The 18384-nt window shown below is 64.3% G+C and carries 17 protein-coding genes; 14 read left to right on the top strand and 3 right to left on the bottom strand.

What is annotated here, in order from left to right; all coding sequences use genetic code 11:
* The 3 genes from BN1233_RS10435 to BN1233_RS48275 all read left to right on the top strand — a co-directional run.
* Nucleotides 1-808, top strand: an 808-nt coding sequence (locus tag BN1233_RS10435) for a DNA translocase FtsK (RefSeq protein ID WP_046863493.1), incomplete at its 5' end; no start/stop codon positions are given.
* Between the two features lie 336 nt (nucleotides 809-1144).
* The gene (locus BN1233_RS10430) at nucleotides 1145-1852 is read left to right on the top strand and encodes a DUF2270 domain-containing protein (RefSeq protein ID WP_046863492.1); all 708 of its coding nucleotides are present in this window, start codon (nucleotides 1145-1147) and stop codon (nucleotides 1850-1852) included.
* Between the two features lie 143 nt (nucleotides 1853-1995).
* Complete coding sequence (locus BN1233_RS48275) at nucleotides 1996-2790, top strand: hypothetical protein (RefSeq protein ID WP_063776619.1); 795 nt, start codon at nucleotides 1996-1998, stop codon at nucleotides 2788-2790.
* Nucleotides 2791-2826: 36 nt separating this feature from the next.
* On the opposite strand, the gene BN1233_RS10420 is transcribed toward BN1233_RS48275, so the two are convergent.
* Both BN1233_RS10420 and BN1233_RS10415 read right to left on the bottom strand, forming a co-directional pair.
* Nucleotides 2827-3648 carry an aldo/keto reductase gene (locus tag BN1233_RS10420; protein ID WP_052763774.1) on the bottom strand — a complete coding sequence of 274 codons (822 nt, stop codon included), beginning with the start codon at nucleotides 3646-3648 and terminating at the stop codon, nucleotides 2827-2829.
* 63 nt (nucleotides 3649-3711) lie between these two features.
* The gene (locus BN1233_RS10415) at nucleotides 3712-5067 is read right to left on the bottom strand and encodes a solute carrier family 23 protein (RefSeq protein ID WP_048707689.1); all 1356 of its coding nucleotides are present in this window, start codon (nucleotides 5065-5067) and stop codon (nucleotides 3712-3714) included.
* Between the two features lie 306 nt (nucleotides 5068-5373).
* Here BN1233_RS10415 and BN1233_RS10410 point away from each other — a divergent pair, with 306 nt between their 5' ends.
* From BN1233_RS10410 to BN1233_RS10370, 9 genes are all read left to right on the top strand, one after another.
* Complete coding sequence (locus BN1233_RS10410; RefSeq protein WP_046863489.1) at nucleotides 5374-6075, top strand: SDR family NAD(P)-dependent oxidoreductase; 702 nt, start codon at nucleotides 5374-5376, stop codon at nucleotides 6073-6075.
* Nucleotides 6076-6600: 525 nt separating this feature from the next.
* The gene (locus BN1233_RS10405) at nucleotides 6601-7119 is read left to right on the top strand and encodes a sorbitol dehydrogenase family protein (RefSeq protein WP_046863488.1); all 519 of its coding nucleotides are present in this window, start codon (nucleotides 6601-6603) and stop codon (nucleotides 7117-7119) included.
* Nucleotides 7120-7129: 10 nt separating this feature from the next.
* Nucleotides 7130-8785, top strand: coding sequence for a GMC family oxidoreductase (locus BN1233_RS10400; RefSeq protein WP_046863487.1), 1656 nt, complete (start codon nucleotides 7130-7132; stop codon nucleotides 8783-8785).
* A gap of 31 nt (nucleotides 8786-8816) precedes the next feature.
* On the top strand, nucleotides 8817-10307 hold the full coding sequence (locus tag BN1233_RS42745; RefSeq protein ID WP_048707686.1) for a c-type cytochrome: 1491 nt from the start codon (nucleotides 8817-8819) through the stop codon (nucleotides 10305-10307).
* The gene (locus tag BN1233_RS10390; RefSeq protein WP_046863486.1) at nucleotides 10304-10702 is read left to right on the top strand and encodes a c-type cytochrome; all 399 of its coding nucleotides are present in this window, start codon (nucleotides 10304-10306) and stop codon (nucleotides 10700-10702) included. The genes BN1233_RS42745 and BN1233_RS10390 overlap by 4 nt, the downstream gene beginning before the upstream one ends.
* Nucleotides 10692-11672: a cytochrome c oxidase subunit II gene (gene coxB, locus BN1233_RS10385; RefSeq protein WP_046863485.1), complete on the top strand. Its 981-nt coding sequence runs from the start codon at nucleotides 10692-10694 to the stop codon at nucleotides 11670-11672. Before BN1233_RS10390 ends, coxB begins: the two co-directional genes overlap by 11 nt.
* Complete coding sequence (gene ctaD, locus BN1233_RS10380; protein WP_082145350.1) at nucleotides 11669-14245, top strand: cytochrome c oxidase subunit I; 2577 nt, start codon at nucleotides 11669-11671, stop codon at nucleotides 14243-14245. Before coxB ends, ctaD begins: the two co-directional genes overlap by 4 nt.
* Nucleotides 14226-14606, top strand: a complete 381-nt coding sequence (locus BN1233_RS10375; RefSeq protein WP_046863484.1) for a hypothetical protein — start codon at nucleotides 14226-14228, stop codon at nucleotides 14604-14606. Before ctaD ends, BN1233_RS10375 begins: the two co-directional genes overlap by 20 nt.
* Nucleotides 14597-15520, top strand: a complete 924-nt coding sequence (locus BN1233_RS10370) for a cytochrome c oxidase assembly protein (protein ID WP_046863483.1) — start codon at nucleotides 14597-14599, stop codon at nucleotides 15518-15520. The genes BN1233_RS10375 and BN1233_RS10370 overlap by 10 nt, the downstream gene beginning before the upstream one ends.
* A gap of 97 nt (nucleotides 15521-15617) precedes the next feature.
* On the opposite strand, the gene BN1233_RS10365 is transcribed toward BN1233_RS10370, so the two are convergent.
* Nucleotides 15618-16685 (bottom strand): AI-2E family transporter, encoded by a 1068-nt coding sequence (locus BN1233_RS10365; RefSeq protein WP_046863482.1) that lies wholly within the window; start codon nucleotides 16683-16685, stop codon nucleotides 15618-15620.
* A gap of 358 nt (nucleotides 16686-17043) precedes the next feature.
* Here BN1233_RS10365 and BN1233_RS10360 point away from each other — a divergent pair, with 358 nt between their 5' ends.
* Complete coding sequence (locus BN1233_RS10360; protein WP_046863481.1) at nucleotides 17044-17610, top strand: HdeD family acid-resistance protein; 567 nt, start codon at nucleotides 17044-17046, stop codon at nucleotides 17608-17610.
* Nucleotides 17611-17678: 68 nt separating this feature from the next.
* Nucleotides 17679-18269, top strand: a complete 591-nt coding sequence (locus BN1233_RS10355) for a Dps family protein (protein WP_046863892.1) — start codon at nucleotides 17679-17681, stop codon at nucleotides 18267-18269.
* Nucleotides 18270-18384 lie beyond the last annotated feature (115 nt).

The raw sequence follows: 18384 nt of genomic DNA, 5'->3' as shown, positions 1-18384 counted from the left end.
CCGCAACATCGACGGCTTCAATGCAAGGGTCGCCGAAGCGCGGGAGAAGGGCGAGGTCATCACCCGGCCCGTCCAGACCGGCTTCGACAAGGAAACCGGCCAGCCCGTCTACACGGACGAGGTCATGGACCTGACCTCGCTGCCCTACATCGTGGTGATTGTGGACGAGATGGCCGACCTCATGATGGTGGCCGGCAAGGACATCGAGGGCGCGATCCAGCGGCTCGCCCAGATGGCGCGGGCGGCCGGCATCCACGTGATCCTCGCGACCCAGCGCCCGTCGGTGGACGTCATCACGGGCACCATCAAGGCCAACTTCCCGACCCGGATCTCCTTCCAGGTGACCTCGAAGATCGACTCGCGCACGATCCTCGGCGAGATGGGGGCCGAGCAGCTCTTGGGCCAAGGCGACATGCTCCACATGGCGGGCGGCGGCCGTATCACCCGCGTGCACGGCCCCTTCTGCTCCGACGAGGAGGTCGAGCGCGTCGTCGCCCATCTCAAGCGCCAGGCGAAACCCGTCTATCTCGACGCCGTCACGGCCGATGAAGAGGAGGCCGAAGCCGAGGAGGTGCCTGTCATCGATGAGGGCGACTTCGGAATCGGGTCGGGCGAAATCTACGATCAGGCCGTCGCGATCGTTCTGCGCCACAAGAAGGCTTCGACCTCCTATATCCAGCGCCGGCTTCAGATCGGCTACAACCGGGCCGCCTCGATCATGGAGCGGATGGAGAAGGAGGGCATCGTCGGGCCCGCCAACCATGCCGGCAAGCGCGAGATCCTGCTCGCTGGTGGTATGGACGACTGACGAACGATCCCTGCGCAGGCATGACCTGCGCTTCCAATGTCGTAGCGGGGATGCCGGCCAAGGTCGACCGGCATCCTTTGCGTGTTCGACGTCGCTATCCTGTGCACCATATGCCCGATGCGCCGCCCCAGGTGTCTGCTCTCGGCCTGCGGCTACCGCGCGGTTGGCGGACGACGTCCATAGGTCCATGGCTCCCAAAGACCGGCGCGAAGCGCATCGTGCGGAAAAGTGGACCCACTTTTCCGCACGATGCGCCGCTCAAGGGCCGAAGCATCGAATTGGTCCCAAAAGTGCAACCCACCTTTGGGTCCGATGCTATAGCAAGGGAGGAATGCCATGCGTGATGAGCGCGACTTGCGTCCGAGGATCGACGCGCCGGCCTTCCCGGCTACCCCGGGCGAGTTCATCACCGTAGTGGCCCACTACCACCGCGCCGAGATCGCCCGAATGGCCGGCTGGCGTGATCGCATCGATCGGACCACGAACTGGGCGATCACCGTCGTTGCGGCGATGCTGTCCGTTTCGCTTTCGACGCCGACGGCCCATCACGGCGTGCTGCTCTTCGCCATGCTGCTGGTTCTGTTGCTGCTGGTGATCGAGGCTCGTCGGTATCGCTTCTTCGACGTCTATCGGAATCGGGTACGCCGGCTCGAGCGCAACTACTTCGCCCAGATCTTCGCACCCGAATCCGGCACGACCGACGAGTGGGTGAAGGCCCTGGGAGAAGACCTGCGACGCCCCTTGTTCCTCGTCAGCCTGCGCCAGGCCATGTCGCGCCGCCTCCGCCGAAACTACTGCTGGATGTTCCTGATTCTGCTGCTCGCCTGGCTCGTGCGGACCATGACCACCAATCTGCCCACGAACGCCTCCGAAGAGCGGCTCGTCGGGTCCATCGGCCAGTGGGTCCGGAACGCCGCGATCGGTCCACTCCCCGGCTGGGCGACGATCATCATCGTCGTCGCCTTCTACGGGTGGATTCTTTATGCCTCCCTACGGACCCCCCAAAGCGAGGGCGAACTCGCGTTCGGGGACGTGCACGTGTGAACCGTCGGAGGCCTTTCCGAGCGCGCCAGCGCTTCAAGTGAAGCGCTCGGGCAGCCACGAGAGGTGGCCAGTGGTCGCAGCTGTTGCCGAATTGTTGCCAATGTTGGCTGCCCGAAAGGAAGCAGACAACACAAGAGGGCAGAATGCTCATCCGAATCCTCGCGCTCACCCTGGTGATTTCGACACCAGCCCTCGCTCGCGGCTACGACCGGCCTGACATCATCCGCGGCCTTTGCCAGCCGGACGGCTGCGACGAGTTTTCAGTGGTCAGCGCCCGGCCGCTCGCCTCAAGCGAGGAGGGAACTCTCATGAGGACGCGGCTCAAGACCTTCCACGCGAGCCGGAATGGCCGAAAGGATCTCGGCGAGGAGGACGGCTACGTCTATTGCTCCCGGACGAGTCCGGCCATCCTCGCAGATCGGGACGGGCGCACGATGGCCTTCTTCCTGGCACCGTTTGCGACCGCCGAGAGCCGGGAGGATGCTCGCAAGAACGCGAATTATCACGCGGTATATTTTGCGATCTGCCACGGGACGGAGGAGGGCAAGGCCGCCGTCCGCGATCTCCAGGGCGTGGCTCTGAGCCACGGCTACGACGTTCCTCTGTCCCGGCCGAAGCACGTCGCCCTGAATCGGGCCGAGGATATTCTCACCTCGACCGGCAGCAGGCCCATGGAGGCGCGGCGCGACGGAGAAGGGCGATACGGGGACGAGCGCCCGGTGCCGCCCCGGGGGATCCCAGCCTATGGGACCCGGCGCGATGTTCCCTTGGAGGAGCGAGCCGAGATGCCCGTGGCCCGTGGGGCGCCTTTGCATCTCTACGGCTATCCGGTCGAGGAGGAAGTCGAGCACGATCTCTTCGCAGTGCCGCGTCGCCTGACGAATCGGGCCTTCGATGCCTTGGGCGAAGTCGGAGACTGGGTGTTCGGCCGCAGGTGAGCGTCGGTCAGACGCTCACCATCAAAGAGCTCTGAATCATGGCCTGACGGCGGCTGCGATCCGCTTCCGCAGGGCTTCGTCGGGGAGAGGCCCGTCGCCGGCCTGCACGTTCTCGGCCATGTGCCCCGGCTTCGAGGTGGCCGGGATGATACACGTCACGGCAGGGTGGCCGAGAATGAATTTCAGGAGCAATTGCGCCCAGGTCGTGCAACCGATTTCGCCGGCGATGGCCGGAAGCTCGCGCTGTGCCAGGCGGCGAAGAAGCCCGCCACCTCCGAAGGGTCGGTTCACCAACACGGCGATGCCGCGCTCGGCCGCGAGGGGCAGAATGCGTCGTTCGGCGTCACGGTCGTCCAGCGCGTAGTTGACCTGAACGAAATCGAGCGTCTCGGACCGCAGGACGGCTTCGAGTTCGCCGTAGGCGCTCGACGTATAGTGGGTCACCCCGACATAGCGGACGCGGCCTTCCGACTTCCAGCCCCGGAGCGTCGCCAGATGGGTGCGCCAGTCGACCAGATTGTGCACTTGCATGAGATCGATGCGGTCGGTCTTGAGCAGAGCCATCGACTGCTCCATCTGCGCGATGCCCTCGGCGCGCCCGCGCGTCCAGACCTTGGTCGCGAGGAAGGCCTTGTGGTGGGCATGGGATGCAGCCAGCAGGTCGCCCGCGACGGCCTCCGCCCTTCCATACATGGGCGAGGAATCGACAACCGAACCGCCCGATGTAAACAGCGTTTGCAGCACCTCCGCGAGTGGCGCCCGCTCCCGGGGAGAGGCGCCGACATCGAAGGTTTGCCAGGTGCCGCACCCGATGACCGGCAGCGGCTCGTTGGTGGAGGGAATAGGACGCGTTTGCATTCGAACCTCCTTCATCACGAACCGCTCCCGTGACCAGTGCGTCGGTAAGCCGGGCGACCACGGCTATTCGGCAGGCGGCCTCGCCGGCATTGCCGCATCCGCGGTCCCGATCTCGGCCTCGGTCTCGTCCCGCAACAGATGATAGAGCAGGATGGCGCCGAAGGTCGCGGTCCCGATCCCGTCCAGGGTAAAGCCGGCGACCGTCAGCTTGAAGTTGCCCGCCCCGAGAATCAGGGCGACCGCGACCGTGATCAGGTTTCGCGGCTGCGCGAAATCGATGCGGTTCTCGACCCAGATCCGGCCCGCCGCCGCGGCGATCAGGCCGAAGACGACGATCGACAGGCCTCCGAGCACGGGACCGGGGATCGTCGAGATGAAGGCGCCGAACTTCGGCGACAGGCCGAGGAGGAGGGCGAACCCCGCCGCAACGACGAAGATCAGGGTGGAATAGATCCGGGTTACGGCCATGACGCCCATGTTTTCCGCATAGGTCGTCATGCCGGTCCCGCCGCCGAAGCCGGAGACCATCGTCGCGACGCCGTCGCCCATAAAGGCCCGACCGAGATAGGGATCGAGATTGCGCCCTGTCATGGCTCCGATCGCCTTGATGTGTCCGAGGTTCTCGGCGACGAGGATGACGGCGACCGGAGCGATGAGGCTGATCGCCCGGAGGTCGAAGACAGGGCTCTGGAAGGTAGGCAGGCCGAACCAGGAGGCCGAGGCGACTTTCGAGAAGTCGATCGGCTGGCCGAGACCAAAGCCGTTCGCCAGGACCAGATAAGCCAGATAGCCGATGGCTCCGCCGAGCAGCACGGGCAAGCGCCGCCAGATGCCAGATCCGTAGACCGCGATCATGGCGACCGCCAGGACGGTGATCAGGGCGATCCAGCGGGCAAAGGTCGTGCCGTTCGGATTGTCCGTCGTCACGCCCGAGGCGCTGTTGATGGCGATCGGCGCCAGTACGAGGCCGATGGCAGCCACGATGGCGCCGGTCACGACAGGCGGCATCACCCGCTCGACCCAGCGATGGCCGGCCACGTGCACGATGAGACCGATCAGGGCATAAACGGCCCCAGCCGCGATGATGCCTCCGAGCGCCAGCGGGATATTCGGGTTGGGACTCCCGACCGTCGCGCCGGTTGCGACGAGCACCGGGCCGATGAAGGCGAAGCTCGAACCGAGATAACTCGGAACCCGGCCGCCAACGATCACGAAGAACAGGAGCGTCGCGAAACCAGAAAACAGAATCGAGACGTTCGGGTCGAAGCCCATCAGAAGAGGAGCGAGCACGGTCGAGCCGAACATAGCCACGACATGCTGCAGACCGGTCACGAGGGTCTGCCCCATCGGCAGCCGCTCGTCCGGCAGGATGGTTCCCTCGGTCTTGAGGGTCCACCGCGGCAGAAACCCGTTGCTCATCGTCATCTCCCGGCAATGTCACGTCAGCAGCCGTTTACTACGGCCCGCGACCATCCAGAGCCAGAGGGTTGCTTCGACATTGAACTCGCCGAACGCTCTCAGGGTTACCCTGCTGGCGATGTTCCCGTCAGCCATGGAAGACTGTACGCAGGGATGCACGCATGAACCTGCTGGAGCCGTGAGAGGTCACAGCGTAACGTCATCATAAGGGTTCTTGGGCGATGCCCGCGAGGGTCAGGGTACGGCCGACGAGGATCCTAGCCCTCGCTATATACCAGACAGCCAGGGAACAGAGAGGTATCGAACGTGCAGAAGCTGAGCGGCCGGACCTTCGCTATTACGGGCGCTTCCGGTAATCTTGGTCGGGCAGTCAGAGACGTTCTGCTCGAAGGCGGAGCGAAGGTGGCCCTGCTCGACCGCTCGGAACGGCCGGGGATCGAGAGCAGCCATCCGGATCGGACCCTGCATCTCGGTGGTCTCGATCTGGCGAATGGGACTGCAGTCGGCCGTGCCTTGGACGAGGTCATCGCGCGCTTTGGCGAGGTCCATGGTCTCGTGGCGACCGTCGGCGCCTTCGAAAGCGGGGGAACCAGGGCCAAGGACGATTGGACCGTCTGGGACGCAATGCTGACGGCCAACTTGAAAACGGCGGTTGCAGCCGTTCAGGCGATCATTCCCCGCCTGCCGCCCGAAGGCGGCCGGATCGTCACCGTCGGCGCCCGTCCGGGCGTCACCGGAGCGAAAGGACTGAGCGCTTATTCTGCGGCCAAAAGCGCCGTTCTGCGCCTGACGGAGAGCCTCTCGGAGGAGCTGAAGGACAAGGGGATCACCGTCAACAGCGTGTTGCCAAGCATGATCGACACGCCGCAGAACCGCGAGGCCATGCCCAAAGCCGATTACTCCCAATGGGTGCCGGCGCGAGACATCGCCGAGGTCATTGCCTTTCTCCTGTCGGATGCGGCCCGCTCGGTCACGGGTGCTCTGATTCCCGTCTATGGAAAGGTATGAGTATCACTCGCGAGGTTTGTCATCGTCGTTCCTAGCGTATTGGGCTTCGTCACTGCAGACCACAGCCGGTAAATCACGAGCCGTCCCGTTGCCTCACCGTCGTTTCGAGCGGAGCGAAGCGATCCAGGAGCGCATCCGTCGACGGGTAGATTGCTTCGCCTGCGGCTCGCAAGGACGGGGAGGGCGTGAGAGCGCGAGGAGCACTGTCGGAAACGGAAACAGACTCCGAATTACTTCACCTTTGGCTTGCGATGATACCGGAGACCAGAAACTCCTTTGTTATTGCAAGCCGAAGCCGAAGCAGTCGAGGCTCGGACCAACAGTTCTGAATCGTTCCTATCGAGATTCCGCGGGATCTATCCGGCGGGTCGAGCGTTTGTGCACCAATCTGCAGTGGCCTTGCGTTGCGATGGCGGATTGAGCCCGTCGCGTTTCGACACCGACAGCATGACGGTGGTTTCGCCCCAGAAGCAGACCGGCGCGCTGCCTTGCTAGCCGCGCATGCTGGATTTCCGTGGAGGTCCCATGGAAAAATCGAATGCTTCGCTCGATGAGACGACCGAGTCCGACCCGCACCGGCGCACCGTCCTGACAGGCTTGACGGCCACCTGTCTCTCCTCGTTCGTTCCAGTTGCCGTTGCACAGCCGAGCGCCGGTGCTCCGCGTGATGCGTTCCTGGTGGTCTCGCGCGTCCTCACGGGGCGACCGTCCCTCGAACCGGACCAAGCGGCTCGACTCTACGAGGCCCTCATAGCGGACGATCCGGGATTTCAGGCCAGCGTTCAGGCGCTGGCCGAGATGATCGGACAACGGAAGATCGAGCCGAGCGAGCTGCAGCCCACTCTGGACGCGGAGCATTCGCCGCTGGCTGTGCTGCCGCGCAAAATCGTGACGGCTTGGTACACCGGCGTCGTCGGGGAGGGCGAGCGCGCCCGCTGCATCACGTTCGAGACGAGTCTCATGTACGTGGTCGTTGCCGATCGTTTGAACCCGCCCAGCTACTGCTCCGGGTCGTATGGCACCTGGGTGGATAAACCCGCTTGACGAGAGCCCGATGGCTGACGAGCTCTCCGCAGACATCGTCGTGATCGGTTCCGGGATTTGCGGATCCCTGACCGCAGAGCGCCTCGCCAAGACGGGTGCGTCCGTCCTTATCCTGGAGGCAGGGCCGCGCGTCACGCGTGATCAGCTCGTGCTCTACTACAGAAGTGCGCCCCGCAAGGGCGACTGGATGGCACCCTATCCACCTTCCTGGTGGGCCCCACATCCGACCTACGAACCCGACTGGGGTTCCGCCACGGACGTCGATAAGGGGCGGGTTGCGCGGCAGCCCCCAGGCCGCACGGGCAACGGCTATCTCGTGCAGGCCGGGCCGTATCCCTATCCGGCCGAATACATTCGCATCGTCGGCGGTACGACCTGGCACTGGGCGGCGCATATGTGGCGCCTTCTTCCGAACGACTTCCGGATCAAGTCGCTCTACGGCGTGGGCAAGGATTGGCCTTTGACCTATGAAGAGCTCGAACCGTTCTATTACGAGGCCGAGGTCAAGACAGGGGTGTCGGGGGCGCCCGACACGGGCTCACCGCGCGTCAAGCCGTTCCCGATGGAGCCGGTGGCCGAGTCGTGGGCGATGCGCCGTTTCCGGGAGCGACTTGCCCCGGGCGGATACCCCGTCGTGTCGAATACAACGGCGCGCAACAGCCGCGCCTATGACGGACGACCTCCCTGCTGCGGCGCGAACAACTGTCAGCCGATCTGTCCCATCGACGCGCAATATCATGGTGGCTTGGCGGCGGCCGCTGCCGAAGCCGCGGGGGCGAGGCTTTTGCCCAATGCCGTCGTCTATCGGATCGAGCACGATTCCGATCGTCGCATCACGGCAGTACACTATTACGACCCGGACAAACTCTCGCACCGCGTGACAGGCAAAACCTTCGTGCTTGCCGCCAATGGCATCGAGAGTCCGAAGCTGCTTCTGATGTCGGCGAGCGACAAATACCCCAATGGCATCGCCAACAGTTCGGGAATGGTCGGCCGGAATCTCATGGATCACCCGAGCAGTTCGCTGACCTTCGATGCCGAGGACGAGCTTTGGCTCGGACGCGGGCCTCAGAGCCCGGCATCGATCAATACCTTACGGGATGGGCCGTTCCGCTCGGAGCATGCTGCATTTCGCCTCGACTTCACCAACATCTCCCAGGTCCGCGCCGCGACGGAAGACCTGATTGCAGCCGGAGTCTATGGCGCAGAACTCGAGAAGCAGCTGCGCTACCGCGCAGCGCATCAGTGCAACGTCAAGAACGTGCCCGAGGTCCTGCCGATGCCCGAAAATCGCGTTGTGCTCAGCGATCAGCGGGACGAGCTCGGCCTGCCCAAGCCGAAGGTGCATTTTTTCCTGGGCGACTACCTCCACAAGGCTATGGCCGCGGCGAAGAAGGAATACGCCCGGATCGCCGAGCTGATGGGCGGCACGAACCTGCGCTACACGCCCGATGGCGAATACGCCAACAATCAGCACATCATGGGCACGATGAGCATGGGCGACGATCCGAAGGACTCGGTCGTGGATCCGTATGGGCGCACGCACGATCACGAAAATCTGTTCATTGCCGGCACGGGCGTCATGCCGACAGCCGCCACGGTCAATCCGACTCTGACGGCCGTGGCGCTGACGTTTCGTACGGCGGAGCACATCGCACACACATAGGCGGCGTTGGGGTGCGCGACGGAGATCACGGATGGCGGCTGCTATGCGGACAAGGCACGTTACCTACCGCTCAGTCGCGTTCGTCGGAATGCTGGTGATTCTGTCTGCCGGCGTGGCATGCGTCCTGGTTGGGGAGGGCCGCGCCAAAGCACAAGGCGCCTCTTCGAGCAACACGACTGCAGCACGAGACCGCTCTCGAGATCTCTTGGCTGCCAATGTCTGCATCGGCTGCCATTCACCGGTCGATGGACCGCCGCTGTCGGGTATCCGGCTGGGAAGCTGGCTGGGGCCGAACATCACGCCCGATCCGGTGAGCGGAATCGGTGCCTGGTCGCGCGATGACATTTTTCGGTATCTGCGCAACGGCAACGCTCCCGGCCGAGGGCAGGCGGCCGGCCCTATGGCTCCCGTGGTCGAGGCGCTTCAGGATACGCCCGATGCTGACATCAATGCACTGGTCGATTGGCTCGCACGCCAGCCTGCCCACCGGGATCCGACCGACGATGCCTCTGCAAGCGAACGTGGCGAAAGGCTGGCGACGGACCCGGCGCTTTTGCGCACCGCCTCATTGGAAGGTTCAGACGCGGCGCGATCGGGTGCGGTCCTCTACAACATTTCCTGCGCGAGCTGCCATGGCGCTGACGGCTCGGGATCACCCGATGGCCGTTTCCCGTCGATGTTCCATAATTCGGCCGTTGGTGCCCGCGCGCCCTACAACCTGATTGCCGTGCTTCTCAATGGCGTGGAGCGCCACATCAGGAGCGGCACGGTTCTGATGCAGAGCTTCGACGGCAAGAAAGGGATCGTCGGCGGGCTGTCGGATGAAGAGCTCGCGTCTCTGGCGAATTTCGTCGTCAAGCAGTTCGGCAATCCCCCCGCAGCGGCGTTCAACAGCCAGGATATCGAGAAGTCACGCCTGGGATGGTGGGGACCCGGCCAGCCCACGGCAGCTCGGGGCCAGCTCATCGCGTCGGGCGGCGGGCCAGGCGGTGCCGCAGCGGCGTGCTTCAGCTGTCATGGACTGCAGGGCCAAGGTGATGCAGCGGCAGGCTTTCCACGGCTCGCCGGCCTCGACGTGAGCTACTTTGCCAAGCAGATGGCGGATTATGCCTCCGGCGCGCGTCCGAACGGGGCGATGGGCCCCATCGCAAAGCAGCTCGAGGCCTCCGACTACCATTCGCTTGCTCTCTATTACGAGGGTTTGTCTGCCTCATTGCCTGCGGTGGGGATAAATCCCGCCGACGAGTCGCTCGTCCAATCCGGCAAGAGGCTTTACGCCGAAGGCGCGCCCGAACGTGACATACAGGCCTGCGCGGATTGCCATGGGCCGGCCGGCAAGGGTTTCAACCCGATCTACCCGTCCCTTGCCCAACCTGTCTCCTACACGGAAGGACAGCTGCGGCTGTGGCGGAATGGCGTGCGGCGCAACGATCCTCATGATCTCATGGGCAGCGTCTCGCGCCGGATGAGCGACGAGGACGTCCACGCAGTATCTGCGTACATCGCAGGCCTCGCGCCATGAGGACCGCCTGCGCCGTCATTATGGTGGGCTGTCTCGCCGTTACCGGATGCGACCTGTCGGAGACAGCGTCCTTCAACACCAAGCATGTCGATGATGGCGACGCCGATCGTGGGCACGCGCTCGTCGCGAGCGGAGCCTTTGGCTGCGCCGCCTGTCACGTCATCCCCGGCGTCCGTTCCCCAAGAGGCAATGTCGGCCCGCCACTCGACGGCATGGCCAGCCGCGGGCTCATCGCCGGGGAACTCCCGAACAAGCCGGGCGTGCTGGTTGCCTTTCTGCAGGACCCGCCAGCTCTCGTGCCCCGGACCGGCATGCCGGATGTCGGACTCACCCTCGAGCAGTCACGCGACATTGCCGCCTATCTCTACACCCTGGAGCCGGGCGATGAGCCGTAACCGGAGCTTGCTCCTTCTCCTGGTATTCCTCTTGCTGGCCGGCTGCACCGGGCCGCAATCGGCGCTCGATCCTGCGGGCCCGTCGGCGGCATCGATCCATCGCCTCGGGATCCTCATGTATGTCGGGGCAACGCTCGTCACCGTGCTGGTCACAGTGCTCATGCTCGTGCCCATCCTGCGCCCGCGCGAAGGACCGGTGAACCGCAGGCTTTTCCTGTGGGGCGGCGGGGTGGCGCTGCCCCTGCTGACGCTGACGGCGCTCGTCCCCTACGTGATGACCGTCGGTCACGAGACGCGCGCCTCGACGGCCGCCGACCGTCTCACCGTCGACGTCACGGGATATCTCTACTGGTGGGAGATGGCGTATCAGCGGGGAGACGGACAAGCGCCGGTTTCTTCGGCGAACGAGTTGCGGGTGCCGGTCGGCGAGCCGGTCGAACTGTTCCTCCGCGCGAACGATGTCATCCACAGCTTCTGGGTGCCGAGCCTCGCCGGCAAGACCGATATGATCCCGGGCCGCGTCAACCGTACGGTTATCCAGGCCGATCGGCCGGGAATCTATCGCGGTCAGTGCGCCGAATATTGCGGCCTGCAACACACGCTCATGGCGTTCGACGTCATCGCCATGCCGCGGAACGAATTCGATGCGTGGCTCTCCGGGCTGGCAAAACCGGTTGCTCAGCCTCGGACGCCGGAGTTGCGCCGGGGTCGGGATCTCTTCGTCAGCCTCGGCTGCGGGGCCTGCCACGCGGTGCGCGGGGTGAGCGAGGCCCGGATCGGACCGGATCTCACCCAAGTCGGGGCGCGCCGCACGATCGGGGCCGGAACCCTGCCTGGAGGGGTCGGCAACATCGCGGGCTGGATCGCGAGTGCCCAGCACCTCAAGCCCGGCAATGCGATGCCCTCGTATGATCAGCTCGAAGGCCCGCAACTGCGCGCGCTCGCCGCGTATCTGGAGTCGCTGCGATGACGCACACGCTCGCCCCCCGCGAAGCGCGGCCCGCGGGAGTGCCTGCACCCGGCGTGGCACCCGTGCTCTATCCGCAATCGAGCGGGCCGGACGGCCTGGAGCGGCTCAATGCGGCCTGGGCTCCGCCCTCACGGTTCGCGTTCTTCACGGAGGTGAACAACACCCATATCGGCGTCATCTACATCGCCACGGGATTTCTCTTCTTCCTCGGTGCCGGCGTGCTTGCGCTTCTCATGCGCATCCAGCTCGCCTATCCGGGGCTCACCTACCTGGACGCCGACCGATACAATCAGTTCTTCACGATGCATGGCACCGTGATGATGTTCCTTTTCGCGGTGCCGATCGTCGAAGCGTTCGCCGTTCTCCTGCTGCCCTCCATGCTCGGCGCGCGCGACATGCCCTTCCCGCGGCTCTCGGCCTTAGGTTACTGGGCCTACGCCTTGGGCGGCGCGCTGGTGTTTGCGAGTTTGTTCTTCAACATCGCACCGGATGGCGGCTGGTTCATGTATCCGCCGCTCACCGGCCCCAAATACTCACCAGGCATCAACGCGGACGTCTGGATCCTGGGGCTCGGCTTCGTCGAGATCGCGGCAGTGGCGGCGGCCGTGGAGCTCATCGTCGGCATCCTCAAGACGCGCGCGCCCGGCATGACGCTGGCGAACATGCCGATCTATGCCTGGTACATGCTGGTCACGGCCGCCATGATCATGATCGGCATGCCCGCCGTGATCGCCGCCGACATCCTGCTCGAGCTGGAACGCGCCTTCGGGATGCCGTTCTACGACGCCACCAAGGGCGGCGACCCGCTTCTGTGGCAGCACCTGTTCTGGCTCTTCGGGCATCCGGAGGTCTACATCATCTTCCTGCCGGCGGCCGGCATGGTGTCGATCATGCTCCCGAGCTTTGCCCGCGCGAAGCTCGTCGGCCATGCCTGGCTCGCGCTGGCGGCCATCTCGGTCGGCTTCCTCTCGTTCGGGCTGTGGGTGCACCACATGTATGCGACGGGGCTGCCGCTCCTGTCGCTCGCCTACTTCTCGGCGGCAAGCTCCGCCATCGCGATCCCGATGGGCATTCAGGTCTTTGCCTGGATCGCGACGCTCTGGGACGGCCGACCGGTGCTTCGCATGCCGCTGCTGTTCATTCTGGGGTTCCTGTTCATCTTCACGATCGGCGGGCTGACGGGCGTGATGGTGGCGGCCGTGCCCTACGACTGGCAGGTGCACGACAGCTACTTCGTGGTCGCGCACTTCCACTACGTGCTGATCGGCGGCATGGTCTTCCCGGTCTTCGCCGCGCTCTACTACTGGACACCGTTCGTCACCAAGCGGATGCTCTCGGAGCGGCTCGGGCGCTGGGCCTTCTGGCTGATGTTCGTGGGCTTCAACGCCGCCTTCTTCCCGATGCACATCGCAGGGCTGCGCGGCATGCCGCGGCGCATCTACACGTACCCCGGGGACGTCGGCTGGAACGGGTTGAACGTGATCTCGTCGGTGTTTTCCTTCGTCTTCGCCATCGGGGTCCTGATCTTCGTGATCGATTTCGTCACGCATCGGAAAACGGGACGGATAGCTGGCGACAATCCCTGGCGGGCACCGTCGCTCGAGTGGTTGTCGGCCGGGGCGGCCCATGGCTTCCGCAGCCTCGTGCCGGTCCGGTCCCGTTATCCGCTCTGGGACCAAGCGGATATCAAGGAGATCGAACTCGCAGGTCACGGCTATCTCCCCGACGCACCGACCCGAGAGCGCGAGTCGCTGGTGACGTCACCGATCACCGGCGAGCCGGAACGGATCATCCGCCTACCGGGGCCCGGCTGGACGGCATTTCTGGCCGCGCTTGCGAGCGCGGTTGCGCTCGCGGCGGGAACGCTCGGGTTCACGATCATCGCCATCGCGGTAAGCATCGTCGCCGCGGCGATCTATCTCTTCTGGCTGTGGTCGATGGATCCGCTGCTCCCGCGCGAGTTCGCGGATGCTGGTCGAGGCGTTTCGTTGCCTCTCTACAGCAACGGCAGCGACAGTGTCGGATGGTGGGGCATGGTGGTGCTCCTCATTTCGGACGCGGCTGTCGTGGCTTCTCTCATCTTCGCCTATCTCTTCCTCTGGACGACGAGACCGGGCGTCTGGCCGCCCGACGGGTCACAGCTTCCGGGGTTCCTCGGGCCTGTCGTCATTGCCGTGCTGGTGCTCGTGGCGCATGCCCTTTTCGAGGCTGCCGACCAGTCGAACCAGCGCGGGCAGCCGCGCGCGACGATGGTGACTCTCGGGGCGAGCGCCGTGATGGCTGCCGCCGTAGTGCTGAGTGGTTGGCTCTGGCTCGACAGCCTTGGGATCGATTCAACGCGACATGCCTATGGCGCCGCGGTGTGGACGCTGCTCGGCTATCTGGGCCTGCACGTCGCGACAGGCGCCGGGATGGCGCTCTGGTGCCTGGCGCGCCTTTCCCTCGGCATGATCAACTCCTGGCGAACCCTGACGCTTCGCATTTGTCTGCTCTGGTGGCGCTTCACGACGCCGCTAACGGTGATCGCGCTTCTTCTCGTCGCAGGATTCCCCCATGTCGTCTCCTCGCCTTGACACAGAGGGTGAACCCTATGCCAACGCGGGCGTCCTGTTCCGGTTGCTCGATCCTGCCTTTGGCTTCTTCGTCTGGGCGGCTCACTTCCTGACGGTCTATGTCGCAACGGCGCTCGCCTGCGTGCTGGGCCTTGGTGCGGCCAGTCAAGGGAGCCGGATGATGTTCCTGACGGTGCTCGTGATCGTGACCGCAGTCGCGGCCCTGATCCTCGTCGGGCATGCCGCTTGGCGATATGGGCAACAGCGTGGAGAGACCAGGCTGCGCTTCCGGATGGCGGTCACGATCGGCTGCGATGCGATTGCGGCGCTCGCCATCCTGGGGCAGCTCATCCCGATCCTTCTGGTGCCGGCATGCGCCTAGCAGGATTCCTCCTGACCCTTCTTCTGGCGGTCCAGCCCGCCGCGGCGCATGGGCCGGCGCCGGTCCAGCCCGACGCCCTGTGGCAGGCGTGGAGCTTCGAACCGCTGGTCATCGTGCCGCTCCTTCTCGCGCATTGGGCCTACGGGCGAGGCGTGCTACAGCTCTGGACGCGAGCCGGCCGCTGGCGCGGCATCGGGCCCTTCAACGTCCTCTCGTTTCTTCTGGGTGAAGCGGCCCTCGTCGTGGCGCTCGTCTCGCCCCTCGATCGGCTCGGCGGAACCTTGCTGTCGGCGCATATGGCGCAGCACGGACTCCTCGTCATCATCGCGCCTCCACTGCTCCTCGCCGGCCAACCGGGCGTCGCATTTGCCTGGGCTCTTCCCAAAGGCTGGAGCAGGAGCACAATGACTGCCCGGTTGTGGCGGCCTCTCGCCCGCTTCGGGCAAATGCCGTCACGCCCATTGCCGGCCGCCGTCCTGCATGGGCTCGCCTTGTGGGCCTGGCATGCACCGAGACTGTACGACGCCGCTGTCGAGCGCGAGTGGCTTCATATGCTGGAGCACGCTTCCTTTTTCGGGACAGGTCTCCTGTTCTGGCGGGCGGTCCTTGGCGCGCGTTCGAGCCGCAGCGCCGCCCTGGCGCTTGGCGCCGCCTTCGCCACGCTGATGCATAGCGGCCTGCTCGGCGCCTTGATCACCATGGCACCCCGTCCGCTGTACAGCTGGTACGGTGGCCGCACGGAACTCTGGGGATGGACCCCACTCGAAGATCAGCAGCTCGCGGGTGTGCTGATGTGGGTTCCGATGGGAGTTATCTATTTCGGCACATGCCTGCTCCTGGCGTGGAAGCTCGTCGCACCCGCGGATGTGCCGACATGGTCGGGCGCCTCAGGTCGATCTGCGACATTGCGGTAGCGCCTGCCGATATAGCCGGGTTGTCGCGCAAGCGCCTGTCATGGAGAGGCTGGTGACCATACAGCGCGTCCGCAGACACTCGTCCGTCACATGGTCGTCAGCGAAGCCTGCGCTCGTCATTCTCCTCCTGCCTCGACATGGAGAAGGCGGCCCAGGCGGCTATGAACATGGCCGCGATCACCGGGCCGATGACAAAGCCGTTTGCACCGAACGTCGCGATGCCGCCCAGCGTGGAGACCAGCACCACGTAATCAGGGATCTTGGTATCCTGGCCGATCAGGATCGGGCGCAGGATGTTGTCCACGAGTCCGATGACGAGGACGCCAAAGGCGATGAGAACGACTCCCTGCCAGATTGAGCCGGTCACCAGGAAGTAGATGGCGACGGGCCCCCAGACCAGGCCGGTGCCTACGACGGGCAGCAGGGAGAGAATGGCCATCAATGCAGCCCACAGCAGGGGCGCGCGGATCCCGAGAATCCAGAAGATCAAGCCGCCGAGGGCTCCCTGCACGAGGGCCACGACGATGCTGCCTTTGACGATGGCGCGGATCGCGACGGTGAATCTGCCGAACAGGGCACGCCGCTGTTCGGCGCGCAACGGAATCGCATCCCTGATCTGCCTCGACAGCTCGCGCCCGTCGCGCAGCAGGAAGAACAGCAGATACGCCATGACGAACAGGCTGACGATGAAGTCGACCGTGGTCTGGCCGAAATTGAGAGCCTGGCCAGCCAGAAACTGACCGCTCTCCAGGAGGATCGCAGACAGCCTCTCTCTCACTGCGCCGAGATCCGGCAGTCCGAAGCGGTCCAGCAGCTTGGTTGCCCATACGGGCAGGGCATCCCGGATCTGCTGAAAGTCCAGGTTGAATCTCAGTTCACCCGACTGGATGCTCGCGTAGAGACTGGCTGCTTCGCGCAGCAGCAGATCGATGATCAGCGTCAGCGGCAGGATCACCAGAACGATGATGATCAGGAGCGTCGTCAGGGCAGCAAGGTTGCGCCACTGCGGCATCGCGCCGAGCATCCGGCGAAAGAGTGGCGTGAACAGGACGGCCAATACAGTGGCCCAAAGGATCGCCCCGTAGAACGGCCACAGTACCCAGCCGAAGATCACAGTCGCCGTGACGATCAGCAGCAGGAGTGTCTTATCTTCGAGATCTTGCATCCTGACTTTCCTCGAGAAGCGACTGCCGCCTGCGTGTCATTGGCACTCAAAGCCAGGAATTCTGCTTTTCCATTACCAGACGGCGGAGGTCGGGTGCTGGGCTGTCATGAAGTACATTTGGGAACACCTGATCGACAGGAAGAGGATTATCGTGAAACCGATGCCTGCAACTGCGCCCGAGCCTAACGGTTCCTGCAAGCTGGATGGAGTGTGACAGCACAGCGGCGCCACGCGGCCTTGTCGTAAGTTCCTCGGGCGTTTTTGCCGGTTCGCCTGTATTAAATCAGCTGCCAGTGTTCAGTTATCGGTGTATTATCTGACCCTACGGCAACTTTGCGGATGACCCGGAGGACAGGTCATGGCCAATGCTCAAGCCGGTTTCGAACTCCCATCCTCGGCAACCGAAATCCGCTCCAAATGGGGCTGGTTCGTAGCTCTTGGCGTTGCACTCCTGGTGTTAGGCCTCTTTGCCTTCTGGAACCTGATCGCTGCCACAGTAGCCACGGTGCTCTGGGTAGGCGTTCTCATGGTGATCGGCGCCATCGCACAGATCGTCCATGCCTTTCAGGTGAAGAGCTGGGGCGGCTTCTTCTTCTCGCTGCTCAGCGGCATTCTCTACGGCGTGGCCGGCGTGATCGCCTGGACCAACCCGGTGCTCGCCGCTGTGACCCTCACGCTGGTGCTCGCCTTCGCGCTGATCGCCTCCGGAATCATGCGGATCTGGGGGAGCTTTCAGCTCAGACCCGAGATCGGCTGGGGCTGGGTGCTGGCATCCGGCATCATCACCCTGCTGGCCGGCATCATCTTCATCCTGGGGTGGCCCGTGAACAGCCTGTGGCTGCTCGGCATGGTGCTTGCGGTCGACCTTACCTTCCAGGGCATCGCCGCGATCGCCTTCGGGCTGACGCTCAAAGGTATGCACTAACAAAACAGGTGCATGGCCTGAGATTCGCCTCCAGCAACAGAAACGACCTCGTGAGAGGGATGACGATCATGGCGGCAACGCAAAGAGACAACGCGAAGCCTCATCGAGACAGCCAACCATGGCTCCATCAGGAAGGCCGAGAGATTCAGGCCTTCGGAAGCGTGCGGCAGTTTCCAGTCGGGCTGTCGCACGATGCGCGCCTCTATTCATGCCAGCGCTTGAATCAGATTCTTTGCGATTCCCAAATTCTGTCCGCTCTCTACAAGAAGCATCACTGGCTGATGCGCGGAGCGACGTTCTACCAGTTGCATCTCCTGCTCGATAAGCATGCCGGTGAGCAGATCAAGCTCATCGACGAGATCGCCGAGCGTATTCAGACGCTCGGCGGGATCGCTGTCGGTGATCCGCGACATGTTGCAGAGATCACCCGGGTGCCGCGGCCGCCGAATGGCTGCGAGGAGGTCCCGGCCATGCTGTCGCGGCTGCTCGAGGCTCATGAACTCATCCTCATCGATGCCCATGATGCGGCAAAGAAGACGGCGGAAGTGGGCGACGACGGAACCAACGACCTGATCGTGTCAGAGGTGATCCGCGTCAACGAGCTACAGGTGTGGTTCCTCGCGGAACACCTGGTCGATACGCCGCTCGTGCACGCCTGAGCAGTCTCCTGCAATCCCGCTCAACCTGCGACCGGTCAGGATCACCGTGCTCCTTGATCATCTTCGGTCCGCCAAGCCGGACCGCCTTTCGGAAGGCGGGATCTGGTCGCAGGCA

Origin of the sequence: Microvirga massiliensis (assembly GCF_001006805.1) — a bacterium.
GTDB lineage: Bacteria > Pseudomonadota > Alphaproteobacteria > Rhizobiales > Beijerinckiaceae > Microvirga > Microvirga massiliensis.
Note: the sequence above shows the minus strand (reverse complement) of the source record. Positions and strands in the feature narration are given on the sequence as shown.

What these genes read in the sequence shown, in the direction of transcription:
- BN1233_RS10430 (WP_046863492.1), top strand. Translation starts at nt 1,145, where the DNA reads ATGCGTGATGAGCGCGACTTGCGTCCGAGGATCGACGCGCCGGCCTTC.
- BN1233_RS42745 (WP_048707686.1), top strand. Translation starts at nt 8,817, where the DNA reads ATGGCGGCTGCTATGCGGACAAGGCACGTTACCTACCGCTCAGTCGCG.
- BN1233_RS10360 (WP_046863481.1), top strand. Translation starts at nt 17,044, where the DNA reads ATGGCCAATGCTCAAGCCGGTTTCGAACTCCCATCCTCGGCAACCGAA.
- BN1233_RS10355 (WP_046863892.1), top strand. Translation starts at nt 17,679, where the DNA reads ATGGCGGCAACGCAAAGAGACAACGCGAAGCCTCATCGAGACAGCCAA.
- BN1233_RS10390 (WP_046863486.1), top strand. Translation starts at nt 10,304, where the DNA reads ATGAGGACCGCCTGCGCCGTCATTATGGTGGGCTGTCTCGCCGTTACC.
- BN1233_RS10365 (WP_046863482.1), bottom strand. Translation starts at nt 16,685, where the DNA reads ATGCAAGATCTCGAAGATAAGACACTCCTGCTGCTGATCGTCACGGCG.
- BN1233_RS48275 (WP_063776619.1), top strand. Translation starts at nt 1,996, where the DNA reads ATGCTCATCCGAATCCTCGCGCTCACCCTGGTGATTTCGACACCAGCC.
- coxB (WP_046863485.1), top strand. Translation starts at nt 10,692, where the DNA reads ATGAGCCGTAACCGGAGCTTGCTCCTTCTCCTGGTATTCCTCTTGCTG.
- ctaD (WP_082145350.1), top strand. Translation starts at nt 11,669, where the DNA reads ATGACGCACACGCTCGCCCCCCGCGAAGCGCGGCCCGCGGGAGTGCCT.
- BN1233_RS10415 (WP_048707689.1), bottom strand. Translation starts at nt 5,067, where the DNA reads ATGAGCAACGGGTTTCTGCCGCGGTGGACCCTCAAGACCGAGGGAACC.
- BN1233_RS10420 (WP_052763774.1), bottom strand. Translation starts at nt 3,648, where the DNA reads ATGCAAACGCGTCCTATTCCCTCCACCAACGAGCCGCTGCCGGTCATC.
- BN1233_RS10370 (WP_046863483.1), top strand. Translation starts at nt 14,597, where the DNA reads ATGCGCCTAGCAGGATTCCTCCTGACCCTTCTTCTGGCGGTCCAGCCC.
- BN1233_RS10375 (WP_046863484.1), top strand. Translation starts at nt 14,226, where the DNA reads ATGTCGTCTCCTCGCCTTGACACAGAGGGTGAACCCTATGCCAACGCG.
- BN1233_RS10405 (WP_046863488.1), top strand. Translation starts at nt 6,601, where the DNA reads ATGGAAAAATCGAATGCTTCGCTCGATGAGACGACCGAGTCCGACCCG.
- BN1233_RS10400 (WP_046863487.1), top strand. Translation starts at nt 7,130, where the DNA reads ATGGCTGACGAGCTCTCCGCAGACATCGTCGTGATCGGTTCCGGGATT.